Annotated in this window: 18 protein-coding genes; 12 read left to right on the top strand and 6 right to left on the bottom strand. The window is 69.0% G+C overall.

Annotation, left to right across the window (positions count from 1 at the left end; translation table 11 throughout):
- Nucleotides 1–129 precede the first annotated feature (129 nt).
- The gene (locus QFZ27_RS29470) at nucleotides 130–1,296 is read right to left on the bottom strand and encodes a deoxyguanosinetriphosphate triphosphohydrolase (protein WP_429230016.1); all 1,167 of its coding nucleotides are present in this window, start codon (nucleotides 1,294–1,296) and stop codon (nucleotides 130–132) included.
- Nucleotides 1,297–1,418: 122 nt separating this feature from the next.
- Between QFZ27_RS29470 and erpA the strand changes: the two genes are divergently transcribed.
- The 5 genes from erpA (at nucleotide 1,419) to QFZ27_RS29495 (ending at nucleotide 8,490) form a co-directional block, all read left to right on the top strand.
- Complete coding sequence (erpA, locus tag QFZ27_RS29475) at nucleotides 1,419–1,760, top strand: iron-sulfur cluster insertion protein ErpA (protein ID WP_429230017.1); 342 nt, start codon at nucleotides 1,419–1,421, stop codon at nucleotides 1,758–1,760.
- A gap of 105 nt (nucleotides 1,761–1,865) precedes the next feature.
- A complete protein-coding gene (xth, locus tag QFZ27_RS29480; RefSeq protein WP_429230018.1) occupies nucleotides 1,866–2,636 on the top strand; it encodes an exodeoxyribonuclease III in 771 nt (256 codons plus the stop codon).
- A gap of 132 nt (nucleotides 2,637–2,768) precedes the next feature.
- The gene (locus QFZ27_RS29485) at nucleotides 2,769–4,904 is read left to right on the top strand and encodes a GGDEF/EAL domain-containing response regulator (protein ID WP_429230019.1); all 2,136 of its coding nucleotides are present in this window, start codon (nucleotides 2,769–2,771) and stop codon (nucleotides 4,902–4,904) included.
- Nucleotides 4,905–5,185: 281 nt separating this feature from the next.
- On the top strand, nucleotides 5,186–5,974 hold the full coding sequence (locus tag QFZ27_RS29490; RefSeq protein WP_429230020.1) for a histidine kinase dimerization/phospho-acceptor domain-containing protein: 789 nt from the start codon (nucleotides 5,186–5,188) through the stop codon (nucleotides 5,972–5,974).
- On the top strand, nucleotides 5,971–8,490 hold the full coding sequence (locus QFZ27_RS29495; protein ID WP_429230021.1) for a hybrid sensor histidine kinase/response regulator: 2,520 nt from the start codon (nucleotides 5,971–5,973) through the stop codon (nucleotides 8,488–8,490). The genes QFZ27_RS29490 and QFZ27_RS29495 overlap by 4 nt, the downstream gene beginning before the upstream one ends.
- Before the next feature lie 75 nt (nucleotides 8,491–8,565).
- Here QFZ27_RS29495 and QFZ27_RS29500 read toward each other — a convergent pair whose 3' ends face one another.
- Nucleotides 8,566–9,525, bottom strand: a complete 960-nt coding sequence (locus QFZ27_RS29500; protein WP_429230022.1) for a crotonase/enoyl-CoA hydratase family protein — start codon at nucleotides 9,523–9,525, stop codon at nucleotides 8,566–8,568.
- A gap of 493 nt (nucleotides 9,526–10,018) precedes the next feature.
- On the bottom strand, nucleotides 10,019–11,167 hold the full coding sequence (locus tag QFZ27_RS29505; RefSeq protein WP_429230023.1) for a lytic transglycosylase domain-containing protein: 1,149 nt from the start codon (nucleotides 11,165–11,167) through the stop codon (nucleotides 10,019–10,021).
- Between the two features lie 212 nt (nucleotides 11,168–11,379).
- Between QFZ27_RS29505 and QFZ27_RS29510 the strand changes: the two genes are divergently transcribed.
- Genes QFZ27_RS29510 through QFZ27_RS29520 form a run of 3 tightly spaced genes read left to right on the top strand, consistent with a single transcriptional unit; the run spans nucleotide 11,380 to nucleotide 13,423 of the window.
- A complete protein-coding gene (locus tag QFZ27_RS29510; RefSeq protein WP_429230024.1) occupies nucleotides 11,380–11,952 on the top strand; it encodes a TIGR00645 family protein in 573 nt (190 codons plus the stop codon).
- Nucleotides 11,949–12,500: a GNAT family N-acetyltransferase gene (locus QFZ27_RS29515; RefSeq protein WP_429230025.1), complete on the top strand. Its 552-nt coding sequence runs from the start codon at nucleotides 11,949–11,951 to the stop codon at nucleotides 12,498–12,500. Before QFZ27_RS29510 ends, QFZ27_RS29515 begins: the two co-directional genes overlap by 4 nt.
- 14 nt (nucleotides 12,501–12,514) lie before the next feature.
- Nucleotides 12,515–13,423 (top strand): alpha/beta fold hydrolase, encoded by a 909-nt coding sequence (locus tag QFZ27_RS29520; protein ID WP_429230026.1) that lies wholly within the window; start codon nucleotides 12,515–12,517, stop codon nucleotides 13,421–13,423.
- On the opposite strand, the gene QFZ27_RS29525 is transcribed toward QFZ27_RS29520, so the two are convergent.
- Nucleotides 13,410–13,967 (bottom strand): TetR/AcrR family transcriptional regulator, encoded by a 558-nt coding sequence (locus QFZ27_RS29525; RefSeq protein WP_429230027.1) that lies wholly within the window; start codon nucleotides 13,965–13,967, stop codon nucleotides 13,410–13,412. The two genes, QFZ27_RS29520 and QFZ27_RS29525, sit on opposite strands and share 14 nt — an antisense overlap.
- A 2-nt stretch (nucleotides 13,968–13,969) precedes the next feature.
- A complete protein-coding gene (locus QFZ27_RS29530) occupies nucleotides 13,970–14,443 on the bottom strand; it encodes a nuclear transport factor 2 family protein (RefSeq protein WP_429230028.1) in 474 nt (157 codons plus the stop codon).
- A 178-nt stretch (nucleotides 14,444–14,621) separates the two neighbouring features.
- Between QFZ27_RS29530 and QFZ27_RS29535 the strand changes: the two genes are divergently transcribed.
- From QFZ27_RS29535 to QFZ27_RS29550, 4 genes are all read left to right on the top strand, one after another.
- Entirely contained in the window at nucleotides 14,622–15,116 is a 495-nt protein-coding gene (locus QFZ27_RS29535; protein WP_429230029.1) for a DUF1993 domain-containing protein, read from the top strand.
- A 251-nt stretch (nucleotides 15,117–15,367) separates the two neighbouring features.
- Entirely contained in the window at nucleotides 15,368–16,399 is a 1,032-nt protein-coding gene (locus QFZ27_RS29540) for an NAD(P)-dependent alcohol dehydrogenase (RefSeq protein WP_429230030.1), read from the top strand.
- 91 nt (nucleotides 16,400–16,490) lie between these two features.
- Nucleotides 16,491–17,300, top strand: coding sequence for a DUF72 domain-containing protein (locus QFZ27_RS29545; RefSeq protein ID WP_429230031.1), 810 nt, complete (start codon nucleotides 16,491–16,493; stop codon nucleotides 17,298–17,300).
- A 180-nt stretch (nucleotides 17,301–17,480) separates the two neighbouring features.
- Nucleotides 17,481–18,524: an IS110 family RNA-guided transposase gene (locus QFZ27_RS29550; RefSeq protein WP_429230032.1), complete on the top strand. Its 1,044-nt coding sequence runs from the start codon at nucleotides 17,481–17,483 to the stop codon at nucleotides 18,522–18,524.
- A gap of 349 nt (nucleotides 18,525–18,873) precedes the next feature.
- Here QFZ27_RS29550 and QFZ27_RS29555 read toward each other — a convergent pair whose 3' ends face one another.
- Entirely contained in the window at nucleotides 18,874–19,749 is an 876-nt protein-coding gene (locus QFZ27_RS29555; RefSeq protein WP_429230033.1) for an SIS domain-containing protein, read from the bottom strand.
- Nucleotides 19,750–19,751: the final 2 nt, after the last annotated feature.

Raw genomic sequence — 19,751 nt, forward strand, 5'->3', positions numbered from 1 at the left:
AGTCGCAGCTGCGTGGCGGTGTCGACCATACTATCCCCCGACTGATTCGGAATCGTAACGCGAATCGGAGAAACGGGCGATAAGAAATTGATTCAATGATGAATCATTTTGCCAGAGCCCCTGCCCTTCTCACGCCGGCCTGTCCAGGGCGAACAGGCGCTGGTGCTCGAGCAGGGCGTAGCGGTCGGTCATGCCGGCGATGTAGTCGGCCACCAGTCGCGCCAGGCCGGCCGGGCCAGCGGCCTCGGCCTGGCGGCGCCAGTCGGTCGGCAAGGTGTTGGGCTCGGCGGTGAACAGGTCGAACAGGTCGCGCACCACCCGCCGCGCCTTGCTGGTCTCGCGGTTGACCAGATAGTGCCGGTAGACCTCGCGGAACATGAAGCCGCGGACCACGGCGAGATCGGCGGCGACACCGTCGGAGAAGGCGATCGCCGGCACCGGCGCGGCGCGGATCGCCTCGACCGACTCCGGCGCCGCCGCCGCCAGGCGGCGGCGCGATTCCGCCAGCAGGTCGGTGACCATCTGATCGATCACCCGCCGCACCGTCTCATGGATCAGCCGGCGGCGCGGCAGGCCGGGATGCAGGGTCTCGACCTCGGCCAGCACCGGCCCGACCAGCGGCAGGCCGCGCAGCGCGTCGAGGTCGAGCAGCCCGGCCCGGACCGCGTCGTCGATGTCGTGGTTGGTGTAGGCGATGTCGTCGGCCAGCGCCGCCACCTGCGCCTCCGGCCCCGGCTGCGAGCCGAGGTCGAGGTCCCAGGTGGCGCGGAAGGCGTCGATCGTCGCCGGCAGCGCCCCGCCGGGCGGCAGCGGCAGCAGTGGGCCGTTGTGCTTGACCACGCCCTCCAGCGTCTCCCAGGTCAGGTTGAGCCCGTCGAAGCCGGCGTAGCGCTGCTCCAGCGCCGTCAGGATGCGCAGCGTCTGGTCGTTGTGGTGGAAGCCGCCATGGCCGGCCATCGCCGCGTGCAGCGCGTCCTCGCCGGCATGGCCGAACGGGGTGTGGCCGAGGTCGTGCGCCAGGGCCACCGCCTCGCCCAGATCCTCGTCCAGGCCCAACGCCCGGCAGATGGTGCGGGCGATCTGCGCCACCTCCAGCGTGTGGGTCAGCCGGGTCCGGTAATAGTCGCCCTCGTGATAGATGAAGACCTGGGTCTTGTACTGCAGCTTGCGGAAGGCCGAGGAGTGGACGATGCGGTCGCGGTCGCGCTGGAACGGCGAGCGCATGCCGCTGTCCGGCTCGGCGTGCAGCCGGCCGCGGCTGCGGTCCGGGGCGGTGGCGTAGGCTGCTGCGGTCATCCAGGGCAAGCTAGCCATCGCATGCGGGGCTGGCAATCATCGGCGGCGCTTTGCAGATGCCCCGCGGCTCCCTACATTGGAGGGGACCGGTTTCGACCGCCCGTTTGACCTATGGACACGCCATGCCCGACGATGGCCGCATCCTGAACCTGACCGAAAGCGCCGCCCGGCGGATCGCCGAGCTGCGCCGCGCCGAGAGCAACGACGCGCTGATGCTGCGCATTGCCGTCTCCGGCGGCGGCTGCTCCGGCTTCCAGTACGGCTTCAGCTTCGACGACAAGGTCAATGGCGACGACCTGACCTTCCGGCGCGACGACGTCACCGTGGTGGTCGACGACACCTCGCTCGATCTGCTGGCCGGTGCCGAGATCGATTATGTCGAGGAGCTGATCGGCGCGTCCTTCCAGGTGAAGAACCCGAACGCCAGCTCCTCTTGCGGCTGCGGCACTTCCTTCGCACTCTGACCGGCCGCGCCCGCCGGAGTCGGAGGGCCGCCCAGCCCCGGAGGATCAGCCATGCGCCCCACCCTGCCCCATCGCCTGCCGGTTCCCCGGGCGGAGCGCTGAGGCATGCGCGTCGCCACCTGGAACGTCAATTCGGTCAAGGCCCGGCTGTCGAACGTGCTGGACTGGCTGCGCAGCGCCGACCCCGACGTCGCCGTGCTGCAGGAGATCAAGTGCGAGACCGACGCGTTCCCGCGCTTCGAGTTCGAGGCGCTGGGCTACAAGCTGCTGATCCACGGCCAGAAGAGCTATAACGGCGTCGCCCTGCTGTCGAAGCATCCGATCGAGGACCCGCTGAGCGGGTTGGACGGCAACGGCGAGGACGTCCAGGCCCGCTATGTCGAGGGCACCGTGCGCGGCGTCCGGGTCTGCGGCCTGTACCTGCCGAACGGCAACCCCGCCGGCACCGAGAAATACGGCTACAAGCTGGCCTGGATGGACCGGCTGCATCGCCGTGCCGAGACCCTGCTGGCGGCAGGCCAGCCCTTCGTCATGGGCGGCGACTTCAATGTCATCCCCGAGGCGCGCGACGCCGCCGACCCGGCCGCCTGGGTCGACGACGCGCTGTTCCGACTGGAGACGCGCCGCCGCTTCCGGGCGCTGACCCATCTGGGCCTGACCGATTCGTGGCGAGCCCTGAACCCGACCGCGACCGGCTACAGCTTCTGGGACTATCAGGGCCAGGCGTGGCAGGCCGACAACGGCATCCGCATCGACCACCTGCTGGCCAGCCCGGAGATCGCCGACCGGCTCGAGGCCTGCATCATCGACCGCGAGCCGCGAGGCCGCGACAAGGCCTCGGACCACACGCCGGTGGTCGCCACCCTGTCGGAATAGCGGGTGGCGGACCATAGTCCGGCGATCATACGAATTCCCTCATAATGCGGCGAAAAGCCCTTCTATAGTGGCGGTTGGCCATACCACCGGGTAGCACAGGGGCCGGGTGCGACAGGGAGTGCAGCAGCGGGAATGTCGCTCGTCGTCATCTTGGATGACCGGCCCACCAACCGGCACATCTTCTCCAAGCTGGCAGCCTCGCTCGAGAGCCAGGTGACCGTGCAGGCGTTCGGCGACCCGCTGGAGGCGCTGGACTGGCTGGGCGGCCACACCCCCGACCTGGTGATCGCCGACTACAAGATGCCGAATCTGGACGGCGCCGAGTTCACCCGCCGGATGCGCGGCAACCCGCATGTCGCCGACGTACCGGTGATCGTCATCACCGCCTATGACGACCGCAGCTTCCGGCTGCAGGCGCTGGAGGCCGGCGCCACCGATTTCCTGCAGAGCCCGGTCGACCATCACGAGTTCATGACCCGGGCCCGCAACCTGCTGCGGCTGCGCCGGCAGCAGCAGCGAGTCAAGCGCCGCGCCGCGACGCTGGAGCGCGAGCTGGAGCGCACCCGGCGCAGCCAGGAGGAGGCGCTGCGCAACAGCCGCGAGGCGCTGGCCCAGGTGATCGACACGGTGCCGGCGATGATCAGCGCCGCCGACCGCGACGGCCGCTGCGTCTTCGTCAACGCCTATCAGGCGGCGATCAGCGGCTCGACCCCCGCCGCCCTGGTCGGCGAGGACGTCGCCGCCGTATTCGGGGCCGAGCGCGGCGAGCGCAGCCGGCAGCTGGACCAGCTGGTCTTCGCCTCCGGCGAGCCGCTGCCGAGCTATGAGGAGGCGGTCGAGCGCAGCGGCGTGCGGCAGGTGTTCCTGACCAGCAAAGCGCCGCTGCGGGACGCGGCGAACCAGGTGGAGAGCGTCCTGACCACGGCGCTCGACATCACCGACCGCAAGCTGGCCGAGGAGCATCTGCACCATCTGGCCAATCACGACGCACTGACTGACCTGCCGAACCGGACGCATCTGCTGAACCGGATCCGCCGGATTCTGGCCCGGGACGCCGACGCCGTCTTCGCCCTGCATTTCCTGGATCTCGACCGCTTCAAGTCGATCAACGACGCGCTGGGCCACCATTTCGGCGACCAGATCCTGCAGGAGGTGGCGCGGCGGCTGAGCGTGACCGCGCGGCCGGGAGACATCGTCGCCCGGCTCGGCGGCGACGAGTTCGCGGTGCTGCAGCTGGGGCCGGCGCGGAGCGAGCACGCGGCGGCGACGGCGGCGCTGATCCTGCAGGAGATCGCCCGGCCGCACATCCGCAGCGACAGCACCGTGTCGCTGACCGCCAGCATCGGCATCACGCTGCATCCGCAGGATGGCAACGATCCGGACCAGCTGTTCCGCAACGCCGACCTGGCGATGTACCGGGCCAAGGCCGACGGGCCGGGCGAATACCGCTTCTTCGCTTCCGAGCTGAATGTCGGCATCCAGGACGCGGTCGTGCTGGAAGCCGAGCTGCGGGCCGCGGTCGAGAGCGACCAGTTCGTGCTGCACTACCAGCCGCAGATCGACCTGCACAGCGGCCGGATCGTCGGCGCCGAGGCGCTGATGCGTTGGCAGCATCCGACCCGCGGCCTGCTGCTGCCGGCGCAGTTCCTGCCGGCGGCGGAGGAGAGCGGGCTGATCATCGCCATGAACACTTGGGCGCTGCGCGAGGCCTGCGCCCAGGGCGCCGCCTGGGCCCGTGACGGGCTGTCGCTGCGCGTCGGCGTCAACCTGACGTCGCTGCAGTTCCGCAAGCAGGACATCAGCCAACTGATCCGCCAGACCCTGGAGGACACCGGCCTGGCCGCATCGGCGCTGGAGCTGGAGCTGACCGAAGGCGTGCTGATGCAGAACGCGGAATCGGCGGCGAGCAAGATCGCGGAGCTGCGCGGCCTCGGCATCCGCTTCGCCATCGACGATTTCGGCACCGGCTACTCCTCGCTCAATTACCTGAAGATTTTCCGGGTCAACCGCCTCAAGATCGACCGCAGCTTCATCCGCAACCTGGAGGCCAGCCCCGGGGACGCGGCGATCGTGCGGGCGGTCACCAATCTCGGCCATGATCTCGGCCTGGAGGTGACTGCCGAAGGGGTGGAAACCCCCGAGCAGCTCGAGACCATCCGCCGGCTGGGCTGCGACGAGGTTCAGGGATTTCATTTCGCCAGACCGATGCCGGACGACCAGTTGCGAGACTTCGTGCGGCGCTGGCCGGCGGACGGCCGGGTTTCATGACCCGCCGGGAGACTGGCCCGCAGCCGAATGCCGATGGTGCGGGCGGCCGCTGATCTTGGCCCCTAGACGCGACTGCCGAAGGGGAGGAAACTCCCAGGCGGCTCAAGAGGATCCGCATGCCGGTCTGCAGCAAGGTTCGGAGGTTTCATTTCCTCAGGTTGATACCGAACAACCGGCGGTGAGAGTTCGCATGGGATAGGTTGGCCTTGGCCTTCCCGTCCGGTGTTCGGTGATAGTCCCAGGCGGCATGACGGCGCCGCCGGGCTGGAGTGGTTTTGGAGATGACCGACAGTAAACCGCAGGTGGGGCCAAGATCCGTGGTCGCGCGCATCGCGCAGCGTCTCCGGGCCCGCCCGGACAGCGAACACGAGATGCGGTTCAACGCCCTCGGCTTCGGTACCGCCATCCTGGTCTATCTGCTGGCGACGACCAGCGGCAACGCCCCCGGCATCCTCGCCGTCCCGCCCGTCTACCTGGCGATCAACCTCGCCGTGCTCGGCCATATCCTGCGATATCCCGGCATCTGCCGGCCGCGCCGGATCTTCTCGATCGTCTGCGATCTCGGCGCCCTGTTCTGCGTCATGCAGATCGGCGGCGAGACCACGGCCGTCCTGGTCCCGCTGTTCTTCTGGGTCATCCTGGGCAATGGGTTCCGGTTCGGACCGGCCTTCCTGGCCCTGGCCACGGCGGCCGGCCTGACCTGGTTCGGCGCCGTGGTGGCGACGACACCGTTCTGGAGCGCGCATGGCGCCCTGGCCGCCGGCCTGGCCGCCGGCATGCTGCTGGTGCCGCTCGGCGCCATGCCGCTGATCCGCAGGCTGTCCACGGACCAGCGCAAGGCCGAGGCGGAGAACCGGGAGAAGGGCCTCCTCCTAGCCGGCATGGGCCATGAGCTGCGGACGCCGCTGACCGCGATCGTCGGCACCGGATCGGTCCTGCAGGACACCAGGCTCAGCCCGGTGCAGCGGGAGATGGCGCGGCGGCTGGTGTCGGCCGGGCAGCGGCTGCTGCAGCTGGTCGACGACATTCCCGCCGGCCCCGCACGGCCCGGACGCGGTGGCGACCGATGACCGGCAGCAGGTCGCAGGCGGGATCGAGATCCCCGGTCCGGCGCATCCTGCAGCGCTTCCGGAACCGTCCGGACAGCGAGCACGAGATGCGGCTCAACGGCATCGTCTTTGCCGTCGCCATCCTGATCTACGTGCTGGCGACCGGGCATTACGACCTCGAAGCGGTCGCCGTCCTGGCCGGCTATATCACGGCGAATGTCGCCATCCTGACCCATATCGCCGTGCATCCGGCGATCTGCCGCCCGCGCCGGATCGTCGCCATCCTGGTCGATTTCGGCGCCATGTTCTGGGAGATGCAGATCGGCGGCGAAGCCACCACGATCCTGTTCCCGATCTATCTCTGGGTCATCTTCGGCAACGGCTTCCGCTTCGGCATCGGATTCCTCGCGCTGGCGACCGGTGCCGGCCTGGCCTCGTTCGGCGCCGTGGTGGCGACGACCGAGTTCTGGCGCGCCCACGCCCCCCTGTCGGCCGGGCTGCTCGGCGGCATGGTGCTACTGCCGGCCTACGCCGCCACCCTGATCCGCAAGCTCTCCAGGGCCAGGCAGCAGGCCGAGGAGGCGAGCCAGGCGAAGAGCATGTTCCTGGCCAGCGTCAGCCATGAGCTGCGGACGCCGCTGACCGCGATCATCGGCATGGGATCCCTGCTGCACGACACCAAGCTGAACCCGTCGCAGCAGGAGATGACCCAGACCGTCGTCTCGGCCGGCAAGCAGCTGCTGGCGCTGATCAACGACATCCTGGATTTCTCCCGCATCGAAGCCGGGCAGATGACGGTGCAGGCCGCCGATTTCGACCTGCCGTCGGTGCTGGCGGAGATGCGGGCGATGGTGCTGACCGAGGCGAAGGCCAAGGGCCTGCATCTCGGCATCCACATCGACCATCGCGTGCCGCTGCGGCTGCGGGGCAGCGAGCGGCATCTCCGCGAAGTCGTGCTCAACCTGCTCGGCAACGCCGTCAAGTTCACCGAGGCCGGCAGCGTGGTGGTCTCGGTCCGGCCCGAGACGGAGTCCGGCGAGCGGCCGCGGTTGCGCTTCGAGGTCTCGGACACCGGCATCGGCATCGCGCCGGAGGCCTCCAGCCACATCTTCGAGAGTTTCCGGCAGGCCGACGCCTCGATCATGGACCGGTTCGGCGGCACCGGGCTGGGCCTCGCCATCTGCAAGCGGCTGGTCACTCTGCTCGGCGGCGAGATCGGGGTCGACAGCACTCCGGGCGTCGGCAGCACCTTCTGGTTCATGCTGGAGTTCGACCAGCCCGCCGATGCCGACGCACAGCCTGCCACCGAGCCGATCCCCATCCTCGGCGTGATCGCCCCGGACGCGGCGCTGATCGGACGGCTGATGCCGCTGCTGACGCCGGCCGCCGGCACAATCGAGACCTTCGGCACGATCGACGCGATGCTGGCTTGGCCCCCCCTGCGCTCAGCCGACACGGCCGCGGTCCTGGTCGTGGACCGCGGCGCCTTGCCGAGCGATCCGAGCCGGCGGGCGTCGGTCCTCGCCGCGCTGCGTTCGGCGCCGGCCATCCGCCCGATCCTGCTGGCCGGCCTGATCGCCGGCGAAGGCGTGTCGCGAGACCTGACGGAGGTCTTCGCCACCACGATCCCTTCCGATGCGGACGCCCGGACCATCGCCATTGCCCTGCGCATCGCGCAGGCCGGGCGCTCTCATGGCAAGCCGAAAGCCGCGGCCGTCCGCCGCCCCGCCGTGGTGCAGCGCAGCCTGTCCGTCCTGGTCGCCGACGACAACCGCATCAACCAGAAGGTCCTGCGGGAGATGCTGGTGCGGGCCGGCCATCAGGTCCAGCTGGTCGGCAATGGCGAGGAGGCGCTCGACGCGCTCGACGCCGCGACCTTCGACCTCGTCCTGATGGACATCAACATGCCGGTGATGAACGGCATCGAAGCCACCAAGCTGTACCGCTTCACCGCGCTGGACCGGCCGCATCTCCCGATCATCGCCCTGACCGCCGATGCCACCCCCGGCGTTGCGGCGCGCTGCACCGAGGCCGGCATGGACGCCTGCCTGACCAAGCCGATCGAGCCCGAGCAGCTGTTCGCCGCGATCGACGACATCCTGGAGGGCCATGTTCCGGCAACGCCGCCGCAGCCGCTGCCGGACAACGTCACGGCGCTGCCGCAGGCCGGCCCGGCCGCGGTCGACATGCGCGTCATCGACCGCCTGGAAGCGCTCGGCGGCAACGACTTCCTGGTCGAGCTGATCGACGATTTCCTGGCGGATATCGAGACGGTTGCCGAGGATATGAGGATCTCGGTGCAGAAGGGAGATGCCGTGCTGTTCCGGGCAAACGCCCACGCCCTGCGCAGCGCCACCGCGAATATCGGTGCGCGCGGCCTGTCGGACCTCTGCCAGGACTGGCAGGGGATCAGCGGGCCGGACCTCGCCCGCAACGGCCAGGCCCACCTGCGGCGTCTGGCGGCCGAAATGGAGCGCCTCCGCCCGATCCTGCTGCGGCGGCGCGTGGCCGCCGCCCGGCCGGCCAGAGAAGGCTGATCCAGGCCCGGAAAATGAGGCGACCGGCTCCCCCGCCCGTCGCCCCCGCTGCCCTCTGGACCATGAGATCGGACGTCACTCGGCCGCGATCATCGGCACCACCGCGGCGCGCCGACGATCCTGGGCCTGGGTCAGCCGCGCCATCTTGCGAAGATCGGATTCGCTGAGGCCGAGGCAAGCGTCGGCCCAGATGTCGACCACGTCCCGCAACTCGCCGAGCGTGATCGGGTTGACCCGGCGCCGGGCCTGGATCAGGGCCCGGTGCGCATTGTATTTGCGCCCGTTCTCGGCGATGTACTCATGGACCGCCTCGGTGCCCTTGCCGTCCTCGGCCAGCACATCGACGATGCCCATCTCGTGCAGCTCCTCGGCGGTGTAGATCCGCCCGCTGGTGATCATCTTCTCGGTCGCCACCGCGCCGATGCGACGGGACAGGAAGCTGTAGGCCCCCATGCCCGGGAACAGGTTGAACAGGATTTCGGGCAGCCCCATCTTGCTGCTCCGCTCGGCCACGATCATGTCGAGCGACAACGCGCATTCGAAGCCGCCGCCAAGAGCGTCGCCCTGGACCAGGGCCATGGTGATGATCGGCGTGTCAAAGGCAGCGTAGTTGCGGTGGATCGGCTCGATCGCGGCATGGGCATAGCGACGAAGCGCCGCCCGGTCCCCGAGCCGGATCTTCTCGATGAACAGGCCCAGATCGCCGCCCAGGCTGTAGATCCCCGGGAGCCCCGAGGCGAAGACGAAGTAGCGGATCGGCGGCTCCTCATCCGCCCGTTCGACGAACATGCGCCGGATCGACTGCTGCATGTCGGTGATGTCGTGCAGCAGCTCCGGCGTGAAGCTCGGGCGGCCTTCCGGCTGCATGTAGCACCAGTAGGTCCGGTCGGCCGGATCGAGCCTGACGGCCAGGTTGCGGTAGTGGCTGCGGGCCACCTCGACATGGGCGGGCTCCCGGGTCTGGATAGCCAGCCGGGGGGCAAAAATCGGGGACAGCTGCGGCGCAAATTCGGGAACGGCAATGCTCGGGGTCATTCTCATGCTCCTTCGGTTGATGCCGCCCCGCTGCAAGCAGGGCAGTCTTCTTCAGCGGAGCGGCAGATCATTCTGAGCAATTCCATTTATTTTGACCACCCGAGACAATTATTCGGGCATTGTTGTCACAAATTACATCAATTTTTAACTATATTTTATGTCACTTGCTCGAAATATCTTACGATCACTGCCCCGTGGCTGAACTATGCACAAGTCCGCCTTTCGGCTGAACTAGCCTAAAATAGGGATGAAGGCCCATCAAAATCGACCGCCATCCTCTATCCGAGGTATGCGGCTGAAAACGAGAAAGTTCGTCCAGTCTCGTGGAGCGTAAAGGCGGAGAATCCAGCGCCTGTAAGCATACAGCTTAGGGACGATCCCCGTCGCTCCAGCAGCCCGCAACCCGCCAAGTCTCTGCCCGCCAGCCGCTGCGGCTCCGCAACAGCGAGTTCAGCGTCAGCTAGAACGAGACGACAGCCGACGTTCAAACCGGCTACTTGGCCGGTGCCGAGGGCACGTACCAGCCGCTGGGTAGGCCGCCGGCCTGGCGCCGGACCGGTGCTGCGGGAGCGGTCGCCGCCACCCGGGTCGGCGCCACCGTCACCGAGGCCGGCGCGGGAGCGGGCACGGGCCTGGCCTGCCGGGCCTGCGGCTGGGCGACCGGGCTCGGCCGCTCCGGCTGCGAGGCCGCCATCGCCAGCAGCACGTCGTCGACCGGCGCGACCTGCGGCCGATCGGGAATCGGCGCCATGCGGACAGGCGCGGGCCGCACCGCCGCCTGGCGGACGGGTGCGACCGGCACAGGCATCGGCGCCACCCGGTCCGGGATCGGCTGCATCGCCACCACCACCGGGCGGGACGCCGGCGCCGGCAGCGGCGCCTGCTGGACTGTGATGGGCTGGGCCGGGATCGGCTGGCCGGTGCGGTCGGCGATGGCCGCGTCGACCCGGCTCATCGTGCCCTGCTCCTCCGGCGACAGCCGGTCGGGGATCGGCGCCATCGCCATCACCACCGGCGACCGGCTGGCCGGTTGGCCGGCGCGGGCCGCCACCGCGCCGTCGACCCGGTTCTGGATCTGCTGCTCGGCATATTGCGTCATCCGGTCGGGCCGGCTGGAGCCCGGCTCGATGCCGGCGATCTGAGGCCCGACGATGTCGATGTAGCGCCGGGTCTCCGGCGGCAGGCTGCGGCCGTTCTCGACATATTGCCGGTAGCGGCCGGGGCCGGCGTTGTAAGCGCCGAGGAAGCCCGGCGAGCCGTACATCTCGTACAGCTCGCGGATATAGGCGGTCCCGGCCATGATGTTGTTCTCGGGATCGTAGGGGTCGCGGCCGAGGCTGTGCTTCTGGCGCAGCTCCTCATAGGTCGCCGGCATCACCTGCATCAGCCCCTGGGCCCCGGCGGAGCTGGTGATCGGCTGGCCGCCTTTCCAGGTCGACCGGCCGCCGCTCTCGATCCGCATCACCTCGCGGATCCATTCCGGCGGCACGTTGAAGCGCTTCGACGCCTTCTGGATCTGCGGTTCCCAATAAGCGATGTTGCCTCCGGACGGCCGTGGCTTGTCGCTGCCGCATGCGGCGATCAACCCGGCGACCAGACCGAGCATACCGGCGGTCTTCAGCCAGCGTCCCCTACAGGCCATGGCGGCCCCCTCCAGACTCCCCCGGGCACAAGCGCCCTGTCTTACATCGTGATCACAGGGATCGACGACAAGCCATTCAAACCTATCATGTTTGTCGAAAGAATGGCACCCCCGACGAATCAAGGCGCCGCGCCGGCCTTCCGGAAATCCCTCTCCGACCCGGCGCGGCGCGCCTGTATAAGGGCGCTCGACCACCGCTTCCGGAGCCGACCATGCCGCAGGACCGCGACGCCTCCCCCGATCCGACGCCGCCCAAGCTGCGTCCGCTGCCCGCCGTGATCTTCGGCTCGCGCTGGCTGCAGCTGCCGCTGTATCTCGGCCTGATCGTGGCGCAGGCGGTCTATGCCTTCCTGTTCCTGAAGGAGCTGTGGCACCTGGTGATCCACGCCATCGACTTCACCGAGCAGCAGATCATGCTGGTGGTGCTGGGGCTGATCGACGTGGTGATGATCTCCAACCTGCTGATCATGGTCATCATCGGCGGCTACGAGACCTTCGTCTCCCGCCTCAGGCTGGCCGGCCATCCCGACCAGCCGGAATGGCTCGACCACGTCAATGCCAGCATCCTGAAGGTCAAGCTGGCCATGGCGATCATCGGCATCTCGTCGATCCACCTGCTGCGCACCTTCATCGGCGCCGGCAATGTCGGGTCGGCGGAGAACACCGGTTACACCGAGACCGGCATCATCCTGCAGACCGTGATCCACAGCGTGTTCATCCTGTCGGCGATCGGCATCGCCGCCGTCGACCGGCTGTCACAGCCTGTTCCCAACCGGCCGCATTGACCGGCATCGCCTCCCTGGCGGAGACGCTGCTCGCCGCCGCGGAGCTGCGGCTGGAGCCGCTCCGCCCCGGCCATGCGGAAGGGCTGTTCGACGGCCTGGCCGAACCGACCCTCTACCGCTTCATCCCGCACCAGCCGCCGGCCGACGCCGCGGCGCTGCGGGCCCGGTTCGAGCGACTGGCGGCGCGGCGGTCGCCGGCTGGCGACCAGGCTTGGCTGAACTGGGCGATCCGCCGTCCCGACGACAGCTATGCCGGGCTGGTGGAGGCCACGGTCGGCAGCGCCGGCGCGGTCGACATCGCCTATTTCGTGTTCCGCCGCTGCCAGGGGTGCGGCATCGGCCGCCGGGCGGTCGGCGCCGTGGTCGAGGCGCTGGCGGCCGAGCCGGCGGTCACCGCGATCGGCGCCTCGATCGACACCCGCAACACGGGCTCGATCGCGCTGGTCGAGGCGCTCGGCTTCGAACGGACCGGCCTGATCCGCGACGCCGACCATTTCAAGGGCAGCCCCAGCGACGAATTCCGCTACCAACTGCCCCTCCGGCGCTGAGAGACTGGGGACCGATGACCCAGGATCTGATGCCCGGCTTCACGCCCTTCGACATCGAGACCGCGCCCGGCATTCGCATCCACGGCGTGCACGTGGGCGACGGACCGCCGGTGCTGCTGCTGCACGGCCATCCGCAGACCCATGTCACCTGGCACGCCGTGGCGCCGCTGCTGGTCGCCGCCGGGCACACGGTGGTCGCCGCCGATCTGCGCGGCTATGGCGACAGCGCGCGGCCGGAAGGTGGCGAGCCCCACGTCGCTTATTCCAAGCGGGCGATGGCGGCCGACCAGGTGGCGGTGATGCGCACCCTCGGTCACGACCGCTTCGCCGTGGTCGGCCATGACCGCGGCGGCCGCGTCGCCCACCGCATGGCACTGGACCATCCCGAGGCGGTGCGCCGCATCGCGGTGCTGGACATCGCGCCGACGGCGACGATGTACGCCCGCACCGACCGCGCCTTCGCCACCCGCTACTTCTGGTGGTTCTTCCTGATCCAGCCGGCGCCGCTGCCGGAGCGGCTGATCGAGGCCGATCCGGAATTCTTCCTGCGCCACCACCTGGCGGGGCAGAGCCGGACGCCCGGCGTGCCATGTGAGGATCTGGTGCAGGAGTATCTGCGCTGCTATCGCCAGCCCGGCGCGGTCCACGCCATCTGCGAGGACTATCGCGCGGCGGCCACGATCGACCTGGAGCACGACGCCGCCGATGCCGGTCGCCGCGTCGAGGCACCGCTGCTGGCGCTGTGGGGCGCGAAGGGTGTGGTCGGCGAGTTGTACGACGTGCTGGAAACCTGGCGCGACAAGGCGGCAAATGTCCGCGGCCGCCCCCTGCCCTGCGGCCACACGCTGCAGGAGGAGCGGCCGCAGGAGACCGCCGCGGCGCTGATCGGGTTCCTGGGCGAGGATCCGCTCACGCGGCCATGAGCCGGGCCTCGACCCGGGCCAGCGAGCGGCGGAAGGCCGCGGGCTCGTCCAGCGCCCGGGCCAGAACCAGGGCGCCCTGGATCGCCGCCACCGCCTCCTCCGCCCGGTCGCGGGCCTCGACCTCGGCCAGCCCGCCCCGCTCCAGCCCCAGCGCCAGCGCATCGGTCCAGGCGGCGAAATAGCCGTGGATGGCGGCGCCGAAACGGTCGCGAATATCGCCGAGCGCGAAGGCGCCGACCAGGCACACCCGCCGGCCGGAACGGAAATAGCCGTCGACCGCGCGGATCATCTCCGGCACCGCGCGACGCGGATCCTCCTCCCGCAGCGGGCGGAAGATGTGCTGCTCGAACCAGCCGTCGATCTCGGCCAGCACCGCCGCCGCCATCTCCTCCTTCCCGCCCGGGAAGAAGTGGTAGAGGCTGCCCTTGCCCAGCCCGGTGCGCTGGCCGATCAGGGCCAGGCTGGCGCCTTCGAAGCCGTGCTCGCGGAACAGCTCGGCCAAAGCGGGCAGCACATCCGCCCGCTCCGCCACGACCCTCGGCAAGGCTAGAGCCCGAGGTCGCTGAGGCTTGGATGGTCCGCCGGCCGCGGGCCGGACCGATCCCAGTGGAACTTGCGCTCGGACTCCGCGATCGGCCGGTCGTTGATCGAGGCATGGCGGGCGCGCATCAGCCCGTGCTCGTCGAACTCCCAGTTCTCGTTGCCGTAGGAGCGGTACCATTGGCGGGAATCGTCGCGCCATTCATAGGCGAAGCGGACGGCGATGCGGTTGCCCTCGAAGGCCCAGAGCTCCTTGATCAGTCGGTATTCCAGCTCCCGCGCCCATTTCCGGGTCAGGAACTCGACGATCTGGGCGCGGCCCTGCGGGAACTCCGCCCGGTTCCGCCAGCGGCTGTCCTCGGTGTAGGCCAGCGAGACGCGCTGCGGGTCGCAGCTGTTCCAGCCATCCTCGGCCCCGCGGACCTTCTGGAGCGCGGTCTCGCGGGTAAAAGGCGGCAGCGGCGGACGGTCGGCGGTCATGAAAGCTCTCCTTTGTTGTACCGAACGGAACTGACTGTACTGATTGGTACAGACGGCGATGCGATCGGTCAAGCGAAGCCGCTGCGGCGCTTGACCGCAAGCGAGTCGAGGGCGGAGGAATCACCTGCCGCCGAACGCCCGGGCCGATGCGGCGCCCACCCTTCATCGGAGCATTCCCTTGCCCCTCTCCCTGCACGAGATCTCGATCGGCGTGATGCTGCCGAAGCTGCGCATGCTGTCGACGCTGCTGGACAAGGCCGCGGCGCATGCCGAGGCCGACACGCTGGTCGAGGCCCGTCTGGCGCCCGACATGTACCCGCTGTCGGGGCAGATCCAACGGGTCAGCGACGCCGCCAAGTTCGGCGCCGCCCGCCTGGCCGGGCTGACGCCGCCGCCCTTCGAGGACAACGAGACCACCCTGGCCCAGCTGCAGGAGCGCCTGGCCAAGACCGTCGCCTATCTCGAGAGCGTCGGCCCGGAGCAGGTCGACGGCCGTGAGGAGGAGACGATCACCCTCACTCTGCGCGACCGCAAGGTGGACTTCACCGGCCGCAACTACGCGCTCAACATGGTGCTGCCGAACTTCTATTTTCACGTGGTGACAGCCTACGACATCCTGCGCCACAAAGGCGTCGAGGTCGGCAAGCGGGACTATCTCGCGCTGGCGGGCTGAGGCCCTTCCCATTCCGTCATGGCGAGGCGCGGAGCGCCGTGGCCATTCAGGGCCAATGCGAGCTGGATGGCCGCGCCCCTTCGGGGCGCGCCATGACGGCACAGGGGCGGCGGCGAACCTTCATCGTCGTGAACTTTGGTATCCGATAAAAAACATATGTGCAGCCGCATCTTCCCCGCCGGCGACAAAAGTCGTACCAAGGGGACGTCAGGGCCGGCCGCGCGTCCGGCCCGAATTCGGGAGGATGCGAGATGCGTGCCTTGGTCCTGGAGCGCCAGAGAGAACTGTCGCTGCGCGAGATCGACCTGCCCCGGACCCTCGGGCCCGGCGATGTCCGAATCAAGATCGACACCGTCGGCGTCTGCGGCAGTGACGTGCACTACTACACCCATGGCCGGATCGGGCCCTTCGTGGTGAAGGAGCCGATGGTGCTGGGCCATGAGGCCGCCGGCACCGTCACCGAGGTCGGCCCCGGCGTCACCAGCCTGAAGCCCGGCGACCGGGTGTGCATGGAGCCCGGCATCCCGGATCTGACCTCCAAGGCCTCCAAGCTGGGCCTCTACAATGTCGACCCCAGCGTCGTGTTCTGGGCGACCCCGCCGGTGCATGGCTGCCTGACGCCGGAGGTGGTACATCCGGCCGGCTTCACCTTCAAGCTGCCGGACAATGTCTCATTCGCCGAGGGCGCGATGGTCGAGCCCTTCGCCGTCGGCCTGCAGGCGGCGGTGAAGGCGCGGATCCAGCCGGGCGACTTCGCCGTGGTGATCGGCGCCGGCCCGATCGGCATCATGGCCGCGCTGGCGGCCCTGGCGGGCGGCTGCAGCCGGGTGCTGATCTCCGACCTGCTGCCGGAAAAGCTGGCGATCGCCGAGCGCTATCCCGGCATCACCGGCGTCAACATCCGCGAGACCAAGCTGGCCGATGCGGTGGCCGCGGCGACCGACGGCTGGGGCGCCGATGTGGTGCTTGAGGCCAGCGGCAGCCCGCGTGCCTATCCCGGCATCTTCGACGCCGTGCGCCCGGGTGGCTGCCTGGTGGTGATCGGCATGCCGGTCGAGCCGGTGGCGGTCGACCTGGTCGCCGCCGCGGCCAAGGAGGTGCGGATCGAGACCGTGTTCCGCTACGCCAATGTCTATGACCGCGCCATTGCCATGATCGCCTCCGGCAAGGTCGACCTGAAGCCGCTGATCTCCCACACCTACGGCTTCGAAGACAGCATCACCGCCTTCGAGCGGGCGGCCGAGGGAAGGCCAGCGGACGTCAAGCTGCAGATCAAGCTGTAATCGCGTCAAGCGCCGGCCCGGTGCGGCCGGCGCTTGATTCCTCGTTCGCCATATGTTCCAGTGTCCGGAGCAGGCCAACGGGGAGGACGCCATGGCGGCGAAGCAGGCATCGGGGATTCGCGTCGGCATCGGCGGCTGGACCTTCGAGCCCTGGCGCGAGACCTTCTACCCCAAGGGCCTGGCCCAGAAGCGCGAGCTGGAATATGCCTCGCGCCAGGTCACCTCGATCGAGATCAACGGCACCTATTACGGCTCGCAGAAGCCGGAGACCTTCGCCAAATGGCGCGACGAGACGCCGGAGGGCTTCGTCTTCTCGGTCAAGGGCACGCGCTTCACCACCAACCGGCGGGTGCTGGCCGAGGCCGGCGAGTCGATCGACCGCTTCGTCGGCAGCGGCATCACCGAGCTGAAGGAGAAGCTGGGGCCGATCAACTGGCAGTTCCTGCCGACCAAGCAGTTCGACCCGAAGGATTTCGAGGCCTTCCTCAAGCTGCTGCCGCACAGCGTCGATGGCCATGCGTTGCGCCATGTGGTCGAGGTGCGGCACGACAGCTTCCGCACCCCCGAATTCATCGACATGCTGCGCGCCCACAAGGTTGCGGTGGTGCTGACCGACAAGGACGGCTTCCCGGAGATCCCGGACGTCACCGCCCCCTTCGTCTATGCCCGGCTGCAGGGCGCCTCCGAAGAGATCGAGACCGGCTACGCCCCGAAGGCGCTGGACCAATGGGCCAAGCGGGCCAAGGCCTGGGCCGAGGGCGGCGCGCCGGACGACCTGAAGCCGGTCGGATCGCCGGAGGCGAAGCCGCCGAAATCGCGCGACGTCTTCATCTACATGATCAACGGCTTCAAGCCGAAGGCCCCGGCCGCGGCGATGGCGCTGATCAAGAAGCTGGGGTGAAGGGACACGGCCGCCTGGCCCTCCCCCCCCACCCTTATTCATTGTCATCCTCGGGCTTGACCCAGGCATCCAGGGACCCTCGATGCCGCTCTGGGTGGCCCCTGATGAGGTGGACGGCCCCCGAACGGCATCAGTGTGCCAGGATGAGGCTGTCAAAGATCTCATCGAAGGAGGCCGTCCGTGACCGAGATTACGCGCATTGGGATGGACACGTCGAAGAGTGTTTTCCAGCTGCACGGGGTGGATGCAGCGGAGCAGGTGGTGCTGCGGAAGAAGCTGCGGCGTCAGGACGTGCTGAAGTTCTTCGCCAAGCTGCCGCCGTGCCGGGTGGGGATGGAGGCCTGTGGTGGATCGCACTACTGGGCTCGGGAGCTGCAGGCGCTGGGCCATCAGGTGGAGTTGATCCCGCCGCAATACGTCAAGCCGTACGTGCCGCGCGGCAAGACCGACGCGGCGGATGCCGAGGGGATCTGCGAGGCGATGAGCCGGCCGAAGGTGCGGCAGCGCCTGGTGCCGGTGAAGAGCGCCGAGATCCAGGCGGCTTTGATGCTGGCCGGGCTGCGCGAACGGCTGGTGCGGCAGCGGACCCAGCTGATCAACACGATCCGCGGCTATGCCTCCGAGTTCGGGCTGGTCGCCGCCAAGGGCCCGGCCAAGATCACGGCGCTGTTGCGGCGGATCGAGGAAGATCCGACGGTGCCGGAGACGGCGCGGGCCCTGTTCGCCGAGCTGGCCTGCGAGCATGCCCGGCTCGAGGTGCAGGTCGAGGCCGCCGACGCCCGGCTGATGGCCTGGCACCGGCAGGGCGAGGCGAGCCGTCGCCTGGCCGAGATCCCCGGCATCGGGCCGGTCGGCGCGACCATCCTGGTGCTGAGGGCGCCCGAGCCCCAGCGCTTCGGCTCCGGCCGCGACTTCGCCGCCTGGATCGGCCTCACGCCCAAGAACCACAACACCGCCGGCAAGCAGCGGCTCGGCGGCATCACCCGCGCCGGCGACGAGGCCTTGCGCAGCCAGCTCGTGGTCGGCGCCACCTCCGTGATCCGGCAGGTCAGCCGCGGCACCAGCCGCTCGGCCCCGCCCTGGCTGCTCGATCTCGTCGCCCGCAAGCCGGCCAAGCTCGCCGCCGTGGCGCTGGCCAACAAGATCGCCCGCATCGCCTGGAAGCTGATGGTCTCCGGCGAGCGCTATCGCCCCCAACCCGCCGCCGCAACCCTCGGCGCCTGAGAGCTCCGCGGCGAGCGGGAGCCCTCACGGGCTCGCCCGCTCCCGCTGAGGCCGGACCTGCAAGCTGACGAGCAGATGATTGGGATCGATCGATCCAAGCCGGGAGACACTCCGTGCAATCCAGTGGCGCCTCAACGTCTCGCCCCTGTCTGGAACTCCCGCCGTGGATATCATCTTGGCCAGCGGTCATCGCGACCGCACTCAACAGGCCGGACATATGGATGCTAGCGATCCGCTCCCTGACCATGCCCAAATGCCTTGCAGGCAGGGGGCCGTCCACATATGGATTGCCGGGTCAAGCCCGGCAATGACAGGTTTGGAGGGATGCCGAGCGGAGCCCGCCCTTCCCTCACAGCCTTTCGTTGAACCGCAGCTCGTTCAGACGGCGCTTCATGGTCTGGAAGCGCTGGAAATGGGCGTCGTTGCGGCGCAGGGCCACGGCGGTGGAGAGAATATCGATCACCACCAACGCGGCGATGCGCGAGATCGTCGGGGTATAGACGCTGGTGTTCTCCAGCGTCTCGGCCACCAGCGCCACGTCGCTGTAGGGCACCAGCGGCGAATCCGTGCCGGTCAGGCAGATCACCTTGGCGCCGTTCTCGCGCGCGGTCCGCGCCACCTCGATGATCGAGCGGGTGCGGCCGGTGTTGGAGATCACCACCGCGACGTCGCCCGACTGCATCATCGACGCGGCCATGATCTGCTGATGGGAATCGAGTTCGGCCGAGCAGGGCACGCCGAACAGCGGGAATTTCTGCTGCGCGTCGCGGGCGACGATGCCGGAGGCGCCGAAGCCGAAGAAGGCGATCGACCGGGCCTTCTCCAGGATCTCCACCGCCACCTCGATCGCCGCCTTGTCGAGATGGTTCCGGGCCCAGTCCAGGCTGGACAGGGTGTAGTCGAAGATCTTGTCGACCACCGTCGCCGGGGTGTCGGTGCCGAGCAGCACCGAATGCGTTGCCGGCAGGCCCAGCGCCAGGCTGTGCGCCAGGCGCAGCCGGAACTCCTGGTAGCCGGAGCAGCCGATGGCGACGCAGAAGCGGATCACCGTCGGCTGGCTGACCTCGGCCAGAAGCGCCATCTCCGCCACCGTGGCCTTGAGCACACGCGCCGGGTCGGCCAGCACCGCGTCGGCGACCTTGCGGTCCGATTTGCGCAGCTCAGGGCGCAGCGTGCGCACCACCTCGAGGATGTTGGCCGTGGCGGGGCGGTCGGTCGTGTCCATGG

This window comes from Inquilinus ginsengisoli, assembly GCF_050434925.1.
GTDB lineage: Bacteria > Pseudomonadota > Alphaproteobacteria > DSM-16000 > Inquilinaceae > Inquilinus > Inquilinus ginsengisoli_B.